Genomic DNA, 12,948 nt, shown 5'->3' on the forward strand with positions numbered 1-12,948 from the left:
GTGGCGAACCGGCGAACCAGGCCGTGGGTGCGCTTGAGGTCCGGCATGGTCGAGGAGCTGGGACAGGCAGTCGTTGATGCTCAGGTTGCGGCGGTGCGGGTGGGTGGTGATTCAGCGTCGCGAGGCGAAGGCAGCTGCTCACGTAGCTCGTCGATGGGAAGGCCACGTCCGCTTCCTCGCTTGGAGGGCGAGCCCGGCGAGAGCATTGGCGCCTTCCGGGCACCTTCCTGTGGGCAGGTGCGAACCCCTCATCGAGTGGGGCAGCAGCTTCCTTGACTCTTGGAACTCGCTGCCAACCGTCGGGCGACACCGGCTGCTGGGCCGGTGCCGGCTACCACACGGTGTGTTTCGGCCAACATTTCGTGCACGTTGATTCCCGTGCGGGCACGTACTGGCGGACCCGACGGGCAACAGCAGGAGGTGCGACAGCACCCCCTCGCGCGGAGCCGAACAGCCCCCGCCGAGGCCAGCCGCGCCCGACCGGCTATGCGTACCCGGGCGCGATCGGCATCAAGACCGGCACCACCACCCCTGCCGGCAAGTGCCTCGTCTTCTCCGTCACCCGCAACGGCAAGACCATCATCGGGGTCCTGCTGAACGACGAAGAACGCTACATGGACTCCATGGCCCTATCCGACTGGGCCCTCGGCCCGGTCGCCGGCTCCAAGAACGCCCTCCAGCGCAGCAACACCGACCCAATCCCCGACGTCCTCGACTGACACTGCTACGAAGCGGACACCACCGCGTCCGCCTGACGCCTTGCTGCCGACGCCATCCTGCGTCGGCAGCAAGGCACTCCAGGAGATCGCCGCCCCAGGCTTTCCCTACCGACAGCCATACGAGGCCATCTCGGTTTTCCTCACAACCGCCTGCGGTCTCTCGCTTTCATGTCAGTACGCGACCAACACATCCGGTGAGGTGCCCGCCGACCTGATGAGCGGCGGGAACTACGCCGCCAGCCGCACGGAGTCCACTCCGGAGCTGGCCTTCCTGCTGCTGCGGCGCTCGCCGAGAACACCGTCTTCCCCATCACCGGACTCCTGGGCGACGGGGACCCGCACCCGGACTCCTTTGCCTTGGACGAGGTCGGGTGCATTCTGCTGTCTTCCTTCCGGGACTGGACGCGCGACGCCCACAGCCCGGCCGTGCTGGGCACTGCCCACACCATCATCCGCTTCGTCGAGAACGTCATCCCAGACCCCGACGACCACGGCGACACCCGCGCCACCCTGGAGACGGTGCGTGGCGAAACTTGGAATGGGCCCGCACCGTGCAGTCCATGGCCGATACCCACCCGTAGCCACACGCCGACTGCACGATGCCCATCGAATCGGAAACGTACTTGTAGATCGCGTTCCGGCTGACGTCCAGCAGCTTCGCACTCGACGCGACCGTGTTCTCACGCCAGGCGAAGGACACCATGCCCCGAGCTGACTGCCCAGCTCGCCATGGCCGACCTGCACGGCATCGACCCCGAGGGAAGTCCGCCACTGCGGCTGGCCCGAATGGCTCTTCGTGGCCCTCCATGATGACCACTCCGTTTGAAATAGAGGCAGCGTTTCCGTGCCGATGCGTGGGCAACGGCAGCCAAGCCCGCGGCGCCGGCTGCCGCGATCACGGTTCCTCCCGGTGCCTGTCTCCCGGGCGGACCTGTGTTAGGCGGGGCACGGGTCCCATTGCTGGGTTACGTTCCTGTCCCTTATGTCTGCGGTGAGGTCGTCGCCGTGGTGGGCGCGGGTGCGGCTGAGCATCACCGATTAGAGGGACTGCGCAGCCGCAACCTTGGACGGCCTGGTCGGTGGCGCTAGCGTCGGGCGCGTGGCAATTTCAGACCAAGGAACGACCTCGCCCCCCATTTCCGATCTCGGATCCTTGAAGGCGGAGTGGAGCCGCCGGCACGCCCACGCCACCGCAGAGGCACTCCACTACGAGACTCTCCTGGACTCCGCTCGCGAGATCGAGGAGATCGCCGAGCTGTGGCAAGGGCTCGCCGCCCCGCCCATCACGCACCCCGCTATCCGGGCGTCACGACAGGAAGCCCCGGCGGACGCCGCCCCTGGCAAGCCCACCGTCGAGCTGGACACGGATAAGGTCTTGCTCCTGATGGCCCAGGAGCCCCACCGCCTCTGGCGAGCCAAGGACATCCAGGCAGCATTCGCACACCCGTCGCTGACGGAGGTGCGGCGCTCTCTCAAGACACTGGTCGTGGCCGGTCGCCTTGAGGCTGTTCGTCGCAAGGCTCGCCATCTGCTCTTCCGTATCGCAGCCCCCCAGCGCGGAGTAACCAGGCGCTGACCACCGGGTCGGGAAGAGATCTTCATCCACCTGGGAACTGACTCCCCAACACTCTCGTGAACCCGCAGCTAGGCGCATTCCGTCGGTTGACCACACACGAAGAACCCCACTCCGGTGGGGTTCTTTTTGCGTTCCGGGGCGAAGACGGGGTGAAGGCGGGGCGCGAGGGCGGAGAACGGGGAGGCCGGATCCGTCGGTGCGGCATCATGGGCCTGACCGGGTCAAGGGGGGCAACGTGTCGCAGGACGAACCGCGCAGGGACTTCGTGATCGCCGGGCGGTACCGCTTGGGGAAGCGGCTGGGCCGGGGCGGCATGGGGACCGTCTGGCAGGCCTCCGACGAACTCCTCGGCCGCGCGGTCGCCGTGAAGGAACTCCACGTCGGCGAGGGCAAGGAAGCCACCGGAGCCCTGCGCGAGGCGCGCACCGTCGCGCAGATCAAGCATCCGCACGTCGTCGTCGTACACGACGTCGTCGAGCACGACGGCCGTCCGTACATCGTGATGGAACTCGTCGAGGGCGGCTCGCTCGCCGACCGGCTCACCGCCGACGGGCCCCTGAACCCCGGCGAGACCGCCCGCATCGGGCTCGCCCTGCTCGGCGCCCTCAGCGCGGCGCACGACCGCGGGGTGCTCCACCGGGACGTCAAGCCCGCCAACGTCCTCATGGAGACGGGCACCGGGCGGGTGGTGCTCACCGACTTCGGCATCGCCCGCCTCGCGGGCTCCACCACCATCAGCGAGACCGGCGCGTTCGTCGGCTCACCCGAGTACACCTCCCCCGAGCGGATGCAGGGAGCCGCCGCCGGCCCCGAGTCCGACCTGTGGTCCCTGGGCGCGCTGCTGTGCGCCGCGCTGACCGGCGAGTCGCCCTTCCACCGGGACTCGCTCGGCGGGGTCCTGCACGCCGTCGTCTACGACGAGATCCGCCCGCCGGCGCAGGCCGGGCCGCTGACCCCGCTGATCCGGGGCCTGCTGGAGCGCGACACCGCACGCCGGCTCGGGGTGGTGGAGGCCCAGCGTCTGCTGTCCGCGTACGTGACCACCGGCAGCCTCCCCCTCCACGACCGGGCCCCCGGCCCGCACCGGCCGGCCGGCCCCGCCCCGGCCGGGTACTCGCCGACCGAACGCGTCACGGCTCCGGCGCCGGCCGGCCCCGCGGAGGCGGCGAAGTCCCGCTCGGGCCTGCGCGTCGGGCTGGTCGTGGCGCTCGTCGTGGCGGCCGTCATCGGCGCCGTGGCCGTGACCTCCCTGCTCGCCGACCGGACGGCGGGCAAGGGGCAAGTGGCGGCGCAGGACGACCGCCCCGCCGCCCCTTCCCCTTCCCCGTCCCCGGGCGCGAGCACGCCGGCCGCCCAGTCCCCGACGGCGGCACCAGGGGCGACGGCCACGGCGACGGCCACGGTGACCGCGCCGGCGCCCCCGCCCCCGCCCGCGCACTCCGTGTCGGCCAAGCCCGCGCCCGCCGGCTACCGGATCGTGGCCGACCCGCAGGGCTTCGCCCTCGCGGTACCCCAGGGCTTCCAGCGCACCACCGACGACCAGCGGGTCTTCTACGTTTCCGCGGACGGCGCGATCCGGATCGGCATCAAGGTGAAGCCGGCGTCGGCGGGCGGACCGCTCGGCGCGATGCGGCAGTCCGACACCAACGGCCCGGACAACAACCCCGGTTACCGCGACAACACGATCGTCTCCACGACGCACAACGGACTGCCCGCCGCCCTCTGGGAGTTCACCTGGAACGGCTTCACGGCCGCGGAAGGCCCCCGGCACACCTTCGACCTCTGCTGGGACGAGAACGGCCGGATGTACGACGTCTGGGTATCGGCCCCCGTCGGCCGCCTCGCGCAGGCGAGGAGCCACTTCGACGCGGCCCTGGACTCCTTCGCCCCGGCCGGCTAGGACCGTCGCCCGGTCGCGGGTGACGGCAACCTGCTGGCGGAACAAGGAATTTGGCGTCACTCTGGTCGCACAGAGGGAGGGGTGGCCCGTGCTCATGTTCAACGCGGTGTCGGCGGGAGCCGCGTGGCTCCTGTTGCTGACCGCCGCGGCTCTGCGCCTCCGCCCCTGCGGGCAGCCGGCGCCCGGCCGGCTCGACCGGCGGCTCTCTCCCGCCGCACTGGGCCTCCTGCGCGCAGGCGCGCGGGGTGCGGCGCAGACCGGGCTGGTCGAGCTGTATCTGGCCGGTTCGGTCAGGGCCGGATGGCGGCAGACCGTCCGGCCCGGCGAGGCCCGGCTGCCGCGCGGCTGCTCCGAGGTGGCCCGCGCCCAGTACCACGTGCTGTACGGGCCCCTGCACCCGCGCCGCCTGCAAGGCATCGAGCGGGTGCGCGATGCGATCCGGAGGATGTCCGCGGAACTGGAGCGGGCGGGGCTTCTGGTGTCCCGCAGGCGGGCGTGGGTCGTACGCGGCCTGCTGCTGCCGGTCTTCGCCGCCGCTCCGCTCGCGGCCGCCGCGGGTGGGCGGACGGCGTGGATGGTGCTCGGCCTCCTCGCCGACGCCGCCGCGGTAACCCTGTGGGCAGGGCCCCGGCGCACCCTGAGCGGCGCGGCGCTGCTCACCCGGATGCGCCGAGACCACGAGGGAGCCCGCAGGGCGACCGAGCACCGGCCGGACGAGCTGCTCATGAGCGTCGCGCTGTTCGGCGCCCCGGCGCTCCGCGCCCAGCTCCCCCGGTTCACCGAGGAGAGCGGCCTGCTGACCCGCCCCCCGAGGGAGCCCATGGACCGGGGCGGCGGCTCCGGCGAGGCCTTCGCGAGCTGCGGGGGCTGATCCCCGCCTCAGGTGCCCAGGACCACCAGGCCGTCCGGGGTCGCGAGGCTGCCCGGGGTGAGCGGGGCCACGGTCTGGGGGAGTGAGAGGCGGGGCCGGCCGTCCTCCGGGAGGGCGTCGAAGAGGTACGCCGCCCCCGACGCCGAGTCGCTGACCAGGTGGGGGCCGGTGGCGGACGCCGTGACGCGGGTCAGCGGGGTGCGGAAGATCCGGCCCAGGTGGCGCAGGGTCTCCGGGGCGGTGGCGGCGGTGGCGGCGGTGTTGGCTGCGGGGGGCGGGGTGTCCGCCGGGGCGTCCGGGGGGATGGCCCCGGACAGCAGCAGCGCCAGCAGCACCGGGACCGCCTTGCGGCGCAGGGCCTCGGTCGCGGAGTGCAGCCGGTGGGCGTGGGCCGCCGGCAGGGAGAGCGCGAGGCTTCCGGCGGCGTCGCCCGTCGCGATGGGCACCGCCGAGCAGACGACCCCGGGGGAGTACTCGCGCAGGTCGAAGACGGGGGAGCCCGGTGCCACCGCGTCCAGGGCGCTGAACAGGGCCCGGCTGTCGGTGATGGTCCGCGGGGTGAGTCTGGTCGGGCGGTGGCGGGCCACGTGGTCGGCCCGGCCGTCGTGGTCGAGCTGGGTCAGCAGGCACTTCCCGACCGCGCTGGCGTGCGCGGCCGCCCGGAAGTCCACCCACTCCCGCACCGGCGGAGTCCCCGGCCCGTCCGCCGTCTGCGTGATCCGGACCTCGCCCTCCGCGTACCGGCTGAGGTAGACGGCGGCGCCCGCGCTGTCGCGGGCCAGCGCCAGGGTGCGCTGGAGCTGCCCCGCCAGGCCGGCGCCGCCCGGGGCCGCGAGCCGGTCCAGGGCCGGGCCCGGCGCGTACACCCCCGAGCCCGGGCAGTACGCGTACTCCTCCTCGCGCAGCATCGACAGGAGGGGCCGCAGCTCCCCCTCGGCGAGCCCCGACTTCCGTGCGAGCCGGGCGGCCCGTACGCCCAGCGGGTGCCGCTCCAGGACCCGTACGACGGCCAGCGCGCGCCGCGCCTGCGCCAGGGCCTCGCCGGTGTCGGCCTGGACCACCGTCCCCCGCGCGGCCGACGTCAGCGCGGGGTGGCGCAGCGGGCCCGGGCCGGGGCGTGGGCCGGGGCGTGGGCCGGGGCGTGGGCGCTGGGCCGGGAGCGGGGGCGGCGGCTGGAACGCGGCCAGCACCCCGGGCAGCTCCGGCCCGGGCAGCGGTACCGGGCCCAGATCGGGGTCGATCACCTGGTCGACGTACCGCAGGACGGCCGCCTGGGCGCACAGCCGGACCTCGCGCAGCTCGCGACGGCCGCCGGGCCGGAAGCCCCGGCGGCCCAGCTCCCGCGCCCAGAGCCGGGCGTCGTGGTGTTCGCCGCGCCGGGAGTGGTCGAGGAAGAGGCAGTACGCGGCCGGAGCGGTGCGCGGGCTCCCGGAACCGGCGGCGAACTGCCACCAGAAGCGGGAGCCCTCGCGCAGGCCCGCCAGGTACAGGAGGCAGCCGAAGACGACCGCCCCCGGCAGGTCGCAGTGCCGGCTCCCGACGAACCGCTCGAGGTCGGCCCGGGCGCGCGGGTCGTCGACCACGGCGAGGCAGGCGGCCTTGAGGTCCCGGCGGGCCCGTTCGGAGTCGAGCGGAACGTCCCGCGCGGGGTCGCTCCAGCCGAAGGGCCGGCGCCGGTTGCGGGAGGGGGCGGCGGCCGGGACGCCCGGAGCGCGGGGGGCGCGCAGCAGGCGGGCCTCGGCCGCGCCGATGTCGTAGTGCGGGTAGCGGTCGCGCACGCCCGCCCGGGCCAGGAACTCCTCCAGGGTGCGCGGGGCCGCGCCGCGGCCTTCGCCGGAACCGGATTCCTCGCCGGGCCTCATGATTCGGCGGACGTGTCGAGCAGCCGGGCGAGGCGCCGGTGGGCCTGGCCGAGCTGCGAGCGGACCATGGCCTCGTCGACGCCCATCACGGCGGCGGCCTCGCCGGGGGTGCACTGGAGCCCGTAGCGCAGGATCACGGTGTCCCGCTGCCGCTCGGCGAGGCGGGAGACCGCCGAGTAGAAGCGGATGGTGTCGGTCAGCACCTCGTACTGGTCGGAATGGGCCTCCTTGAGGGCCGCCTCGAAGGCGCTGGTGTCCATCGGCTCGGGGCGGCGCAGGCGGGGGTCGCGGCGCTGCTGCCAGTCGACGATCCGCTGCTTGAGCACGGTCCAGGCGTAGGCGTCGAGACGGTCCATGTGGAGCATGCGGAGCCACTCGTTCATGATCGAGTCGAATGCGGCGTCGACGGCGTCCTCGGCGGCCGCGTCGGAGCCGAGCTGAAGGTACGCGAAGCGCATGTACGCGGGCCGCCGGTTCGTGTGGAAGGCCCAGTACGACAGGCGCGCGGTCGGATCCCACTGGTTCATGGGCGTCGGCTGCCGCCGCCGGCTGGGCAGTCCCACGGCCCCGCCGGACTCCTCCGGTCCGCCATCGTTCACCGTTCCCCACCTCATCCCCTGTGCGGGTCCATGAGAGCAGCGGTTGCGCGCCCGGAGGGTGCGGAGGAGAAAGCTGAGGGGATTACGTCCGGTGGTGATCGGTTGGTGATTGATCCCGACCGCGCGGGGCGCTGACGAGCCCGTACGCATATGCCGGGCCCTGGCCGGGGCATATGCCTGGCCCCCGACACCGGCCGGGTCCGGGTCGCGGACACCGGTCGGGGGCCCCAGCCGTCCGCCTGTAGCATGGGCCCATCGCGAGGGCCGTGACGGAGAGGTCACTGTCCTCGCTTTTGCGTTACGTCCACCGCGAGAAATGCAGACGCGTGCCCTTTCGGCGGTTCGATACGATGAACCGCGCGTTGTCACGCGTAGATCCGCACAAATGAAACGAATGGAGCATCCGAGGATGGCTCGACACCTGATCACCAGCGCGCTTCCCTACATCAACGGGATCAAGCACCTGGGCAACATGGTCGGGTCGATGCTTCCGGCGGATGTGTACTCCCGGTACCTCCGCCAGCGCGGCCACGACGTCCTGTACATCTGCGCCACCGACGAGCACGGCACCCCCGCCGAACTCGCCGCCAAGGAGGCCGGGATCTCGGTCGCCGAGTTCTGCGCGCAGGCCCACGACGCCCAGAAGGCGGTCTACGACGGCTTCGAGCTGTCCTTCGACTACTTCGGCCGCAGCTCCTCCGCGCAGAACCGCGAGATCACCCAGCACTTCGCGCGCAGGCTCCAGGAGAACGGCTTCATCGAGGAGCGCGCGATCCGGCAGGTCTACTCGCCGGTCGACGGCCGCTTCCTGCCGGACCGCTACGTCGAGGGCACCTGCCCGCACTGCGGCTACGACAAGGCCCGCGGCGACCAGTGCGAGAACTGCACCCGCGTCCTGGACCCCACGGACCTGATCGAGCCCCGCTCGGCCATCTCCGGCTCCACCGAGCTCGAGGTCCGCGAGACCAAGCACCTCTTCCTGCTCCAGTCCAAGCTCCAGCACGAGGTCGAGGCCTGGGTCTCCGAGCACGAGGCGGAGTGGCCGCAGCTCGCCTCCTCCATCGCCCGCAAGTGGCTGACCGAGGGCCTGCACGACCGCGCCATCACCCGTGACCTCGAATGGGGCGTGCCGGTCCCGGCCGACACCTGGCCGGAGCTGGCCGCCGAGGGCAAGGTCTTCTACGTCTGGTTCGACGCGCCGATCGAGTACATCGGCTCGACGAAGGAGTGGTCCGACCTGGACCCGGCCAACCGCGACTACAAGTCGTGGTGGTACGAGGCCGAGGACGTCCGCTACACCCAGTTCATGGCCAAGGACAACGTCCCGTTCCACACGGTGATGTTCCCCGCCACCGAGCTGGCCACCCGCGAGCCGTGGAAGAAGGTCGACTACGTCAAGGCCTTCAACTGGCTGACGTACTACGGCGGCAAGTTCTCCACCTCGCAGAAGCGCGGCGTCTTCACCGACCAGGCGCTGGAGATCCTGCCGGCCGACTTCTGGCGCTACTTCCTCATCGCCAACGCGCCCGAGTCCGACGACTCGTCCTTCACGTGGGAGCACTTCACCACCACGGTCAACAAGGACCTCGGCGGCACCCTCGGCAACTTCGTCAACCGCGTACTGACCTTCTCCCGCAAGAAGTTCGGCGACGAGGTCCCCGCCGGCAGCCCCGCCGGCGAGTCCGAGGCCAAGCTGGGCGAGCAGATCGCCGAGCTGCTGGCCGAGTACGAGGGCCACATGGAGGCGCTCCAGTACCGCAAGGCCGCGGCCGCGCTGCGTGCCCTGTGGTCCGCCGGAAACGCCTACCTCGACGAGAAGGCACCCTGGCTGGAGGTCAAGACCGACCTGGAGGGCGCGGCGCTCACCCTGCGCACCGCGATGAACCTCATCCACCTGTACTCGGTGGTCTCCGAGCCCTTCATCCCGGCCTCGGCGCGCGTCATGCGCTCCGCCTTCGAGCTCGCCGACGACACGGCGGCGTGGATCACCCCGGAGCAGGCCAGGTCGCTGGACCTGGTCCCGGCGGGGACGCCGTTCACCGTGCCGCCGGTGCTCTTCGCGAGGATCACCGAGGAGGACCTGGAGTCCTACCGCGAGCGCTTCGGCGGTTCCCCGGAGGCCTGACGGCTCCCGACCCCGCACACGCCGGAGGGGCGTGACCTCGTCGAGGTCGCGCCCCTCCGGCGTGTCCGCGCGAGGCAGGACGGTAGGGGAAACCCCACCACGAGGACTCGACCTGGGTGTGCAGACCCGGCCGGGGCCGCGCGGCTGGAATGGGTCCATGACCCCTTCCCGTACCGCCCGGTGGACCGCCGGCTGGCTGCTCGCGGCCGTGTGGGCCCTCTCCTTCCCGCTGTTCTCCGCGCTGGCCCCGCACCGGCTGTGGGGGTGGTGCGCGGCCGCCGGATACCTCGCCGCCGCCGCTGCCACCGCCCTCGGCCGGCGCCGGGAGGCGCTCGCGGCGGCCCTGCTGGGGGCCGTCGCCGTACCGCTGCTGTACCTGGTCCTGACGGGACAGGGGCAGTCCGAGGTCGGCGTGATCGAACGGTCCGGGCGGCTCTTGCTCGAGACCGGAAGGATGTACGTGGACCAGCCCGCCGGGGTCGAGGAGTACACCCCCTACCTCCCCGGCATGGCACTCCTCGGCATCCCCCGCGCCCTGCTCGGCGCAGGCTCCGCCGACGGGCACGGATGGGCGGTACGGCTGCTGGGCGACGCCCGCATCTGGTGCGCCGCCGCCCTCTTCGGCGGGATGTGGGCCGGCCGGCGCCTCCTCGGTGCTGCCCCCTCCCCGCTGCTCCCGGTGCTGGTGGCTTCGCCGGTCGTGGCACTTCCGCTGGCGGTGAGCGGGGTGGACCTGCCGCTGGCGGGGCTGTGCTGCCTGGCCCTGGCGGCGGCCGCGTCCGGCCGCCCGGCGGCCTCCGGGGCGGCCCTCGCCGCGGCGTGCGCCCTCAAGTGGACCGCGCTGCCCGCGGTGGCGGTGGTCCTGGCCCTCCTCGCGGCCTGCCGGGGCGGGCGGGCGGCCCTGCGCTGCGCGCTGGTGACGGCCCTGGGCACGGCCGCCCTGGTGCTGCCGGGGCTGCTGCTCCAGCCGGCGGAGCTGTGGCGGCAGGTCTTCGCCTTCCCGACCGGGCGGGCGCCGGTGCCGACCCCGGCGAGCAGCCCCCTGCCCGGGCACCTGCTGGCGGAACTCGGGCCGTGGGGCTGGTACCTGACGGTCGGTCTGCTGGCGCTGGGCGGCCTGGGGGTGGCGCTCTCCCTGCTGGTCCGTCCGCCGCGCACGGTGGTGGCCGCGGCCGACCGCCTCGCGCTCGGGCTCACCCTGGCCTTCCTGCTGGCCCCCGCCGGCCGCTTCGGCTACCTGGCCCTGCCGCTGCTGCTCGTAGCCTGGTCCCGCTCCACGACCCCGCCCCCGTCCCCCACCACCTCCCGCATCGTGGCCCGCTCCGCCACCCCCGGCCGCGTGACGGCCTAGGGGATGTCCGCGCCGCGGAGGTGGGCCAGGACGGCCAGGACGCGGCGGTTGCCCTCCGTCGGGTCCAGGTCCAGCTTCGTGAAGATGCTGCTCGCGTGCTTGACGACGGAGGCCTCCGTGATGAAGAGGCGTGCCGCCAGGGCCTGGTTGTTGAGCCCCTCCGCCATCAGCGCCAGCACCTCCCGCTCGCGCGGGGTGAGGCGGGCCAGCGGCTCGCCCGCGGGCCTCGGCGCGAGCAGGACGCGGATCACCTCCGGGTCGATGACCGTCTGGCCCTCGTGGACCCGCCGCAGCGCGTCGAGGAACTCCTCGACCTCCCCGACCCGGTCCTTGAGCAGGTAGCCCAGCCCGGCCGGCGAGCCGCCGGTGAACAGCTGGGTCGCGTACGCGGTGGCCACGTACTGCGAGAGCACCAGGACCGGCAGCGCGGGGTCCCGGGAGCGCAGTTCGAGCGCGGCCCGCAGTCCCTCGTCGCGCAGCCCGGGCGGCATCCGCACGTCCGTGACGACCACGTCCGGCCGCTCGGCCGCCACCGCCCGCAGCAGGGCGGGGGCGTCGCCGACGGCGGCGAGGACCCGGTGGCCGCCGAGGGTCAGCAGTTCCGTCAGCCCGGCCCGCAGCAGGACGGAGTCCTCGGCCAGGATCACCCGGAGCACGGGACCTCCACCCTCAGTTCGGTCGGCCCGCCCAGCGGACTGGACACCGTCAGCCTGCCCTGCAACATCGCCACCCTGTCCGCGAGACCCGCCAGGCCCGCCCCCGCGCCGGGATCCGCCCCGCCGCGGCCGTCGTCGGTGATGGTGAGGGTGAGCCGGCCGCCCTCGACCCTACCGGCGACGCCGACCCGCGAGGCGCCGCTGTGCTTGGCGGCGTTCGCCAGCGCCTCGGCGACGGTGAAGTAGGCCGTGATCTCCACCGGTTCGGGCAGCCGGGGCAGTTCCAGGTCCACCGAGACCGGTACGGGATGGCGCAGCGCGACCTCCGCCACCGCCGCGGCCAGCCCGTGGTCGGTCAGCACCTGCGGGTGGATGCCCCGTACGAGGTCGCGCAGTTGGGCGAGGGCCAGCTGGGCCTCCCCGCGCCCCCGGCTCACCAGCGCGGCGGCGTCCGCAGCCTCCGGGACGCCCCGCAGTTTCAGCTCGGCGAGGCCCAGGGTCATGCTGAGGGCCACCAGCTGCTGCTGGGCGCCGTCGTGCAGGTCCCGCTCGATGCGCCGCCGTTCGGCTTCGAAGGCCTCCACCAGCCGGACCCGCGAGCGGGTCAGCTCCAGCACCCGGTCGTCCTCCTCGCGGGGCCCGAGCAGCAGCCGGGCGGTCTTCACCTGCGCCCCGGCGATCAGCGCGCCCGCGTACGCGGCGAGCACCATCCCGGCCAGCCCCACGGCGGTCCCGCCCAGCGCCTCCAGCGGGCCCGCGACCACCTCGCCGGGCATCAGCATCACCGGCTCCGGGGCGAGGGCCCACACGATGACGGGGGCCGCCACCAGCAGCAGGGAGAACGCCAGCAGCGCGATCACCCCGAACCCGGCCGCCCCGAACACCACCCCGAGCAGGGCGGCGTACCCGAACTCCCGCCAGGTGGCCCGCTCCCGCAGCCGCGTCCGCAGCCAGGCGGCCGGGCCGGCCCCGGCGAGGGAGGTGTGCGGGTCCGGTACCGGCTCGGGTTCCACCCAGCGCAGCCGCCGCCGCTCCAGCTCCCCGAGCGGCACCGCGCCCGCCAGGGCGGCGACCAGCAGCAGCAGTCCGACCCCGGCCACCGCGAGCAGCACCCCGAGCCCGACGAGCAGCACCACCGCGAGCAGCACCCCGTACCCGAGCGGAAACCCGCTCCCGAGGTACGCCCAGCACCGCCAGGGCCACCACGACACCAGGAACCGCAGGGGCCGCCGCATGGCCCGCCAGACGGTGACGGGTGGGACGGGGGAGGCGGGGGAGGAAGCGGGCAT

The 12,948-nt window shown here is 73.4% G+C and carries 10 protein-coding genes; 6 read left to right on the forward strand and 4 right to left on the reverse strand.

The genetic code is table 11. The features are described from left to right. Positions 1-362 precede the first annotated feature (362 nt). From OOK34_RS35450 to OOK34_RS33450, 4 genes are all read left to right on the forward strand, one after another. The gene (locus OOK34_RS35450) at positions 363-719 is read left to right on the forward strand and encodes a hypothetical protein (RefSeq protein ID WP_323183521.1); all 357 of its coding nucleotides are present in this window, start codon (positions 363-365) and stop codon (positions 717-719) included. Positions 720-1,818: 1,099 nt separating this feature from the next. After that, a complete protein-coding gene (locus OOK34_RS33440) occupies positions 1,819-2,295 on the forward strand; it encodes a hypothetical protein (RefSeq protein ID WP_267037923.1) in 477 nt (158 codons plus the stop codon). A gap of 313 nt (positions 2,296-2,608) precedes the next feature. Beyond that, positions 2,609-4,195: a serine/threonine-protein kinase gene (locus tag OOK34_RS33445; protein WP_267038222.1), complete on the forward strand. Its 1,587-nt coding sequence runs from the start codon at positions 2,609-2,611 to the stop codon at positions 4,193-4,195. Between the two features lie 94 nt (positions 4,196-4,289). After that, positions 4,290-5,066: a TIGR04222 domain-containing membrane protein gene (locus tag OOK34_RS33450; protein ID WP_267038223.1), complete on the forward strand. Its 777-nt coding sequence runs from the start codon at positions 4,290-4,292 to the stop codon at positions 5,064-5,066. Between the two features lie 8 nt (positions 5,067-5,074). Here OOK34_RS33450 and OOK34_RS35455 read toward each other — a convergent pair whose 3' ends face one another. Further along, positions 5,075-6,928 (reverse strand): IclR family transcriptional regulator C-terminal domain-containing protein, encoded by a 1,854-nt coding sequence (locus OOK34_RS35455; RefSeq protein ID WP_323183522.1) that lies wholly within the window; start codon positions 6,926-6,928, stop codon positions 5,075-5,077. Continuing rightward, positions 6,925-7,527: a sigma-70 family RNA polymerase sigma factor gene (locus tag OOK34_RS33460; RefSeq protein WP_267037924.1), complete on the reverse strand. Its 603-nt coding sequence runs from the start codon at positions 7,525-7,527 to the stop codon at positions 6,925-6,927. Before OOK34_RS33460 ends, OOK34_RS35455 begins: the two co-directional genes overlap by 4 nt. Positions 7,528-7,936: 409 nt before the next feature. Between OOK34_RS33460 and metG the strand changes: the two genes are divergently transcribed. Together metG and OOK34_RS33470 are read left to right on the forward strand one after the other, a co-directional pair. After that, positions 7,937-9,652 (forward strand): methionine--tRNA ligase, encoded by a 1,716-nt coding sequence (gene metG / locus OOK34_RS33465; RefSeq protein ID WP_267037925.1) that lies wholly within the window; start codon positions 7,937-7,939, stop codon positions 9,650-9,652. 157 nt (positions 9,653-9,809) lie between these two features. Continuing rightward, complete coding sequence (locus tag OOK34_RS33470; RefSeq protein WP_267037926.1) at positions 9,810-11,003, forward strand: glycosyltransferase 87 family protein; 1,194 nt, start codon at positions 9,810-9,812, stop codon at positions 11,001-11,003. Here OOK34_RS33470 and OOK34_RS33475 read toward each other — a convergent pair. Together OOK34_RS33475 and OOK34_RS33480 are read right to left on the reverse strand one after the other, a co-directional pair. Further along, the gene (locus OOK34_RS33475; protein WP_267037927.1) at positions 11,000-11,659 is read right to left on the reverse strand and encodes a response regulator transcription factor; all 660 of its coding nucleotides are present in this window, start codon (positions 11,657-11,659) and stop codon (positions 11,000-11,002) included. The genes OOK34_RS33470 and OOK34_RS33475 overlap by 4 nt on opposite strands. Continuing rightward, a complete protein-coding gene (locus OOK34_RS33480; RefSeq protein ID WP_267037928.1) occupies positions 11,647-12,948 on the reverse strand; it encodes a sensor domain-containing protein in 1,302 nt (433 codons plus the stop codon). The genes OOK34_RS33475 and OOK34_RS33480 overlap by 13 nt, the downstream gene beginning before the upstream one ends.

The sequence above is a fragment of the Streptomyces sp. NBC_00091 genome, from assembly GCF_026343185.1.
GTDB lineage: Bacteria > Actinomycetota > Actinomycetes > Streptomycetales > Streptomycetaceae > Streptomyces.

Bases quoted from the DNA above. Each gene is read 5' to 3' on its own strand.
- OOK34_RS33445 (WP_267038222.1), top strand. From the start codon at position 2,609: ATGGGGACCGTCTGGCAGGCCTCCGACGAACTCCTCGGCCGCGCGGTC.
- metG (WP_267037925.1), top strand. From the start codon at position 7,937: ATGGCTCGACACCTGATCACCAGCGCGCTTCCCTACATCAACGGGATC.
- OOK34_RS35455 (WP_323183522.1), bottom strand. From the start codon at position 6,928: ATGAGGCCCGGCGAGGAATCCGGTTCCGGCGAAGGCCGCGGCGCGGCC.
- OOK34_RS33480 (WP_267037928.1), bottom strand. From the start codon at position 12,948: ATGCCCGCTTCCTCCCCCGCCTCCCCCGTCCCACCCGTCACCGTCTGG.
- OOK34_RS33470 (WP_267037926.1), top strand. From the start codon at position 9,810: ATGACCCCTTCCCGTACCGCCCGGTGGACCGCCGGCTGGCTGCTCGCG.
- OOK34_RS33450 (WP_267038223.1), top strand. From the start codon at position 4,290: ATGTTCAACGCGGTGTCGGCGGGAGCCGCGTGGCTCCTGTTGCTGACC.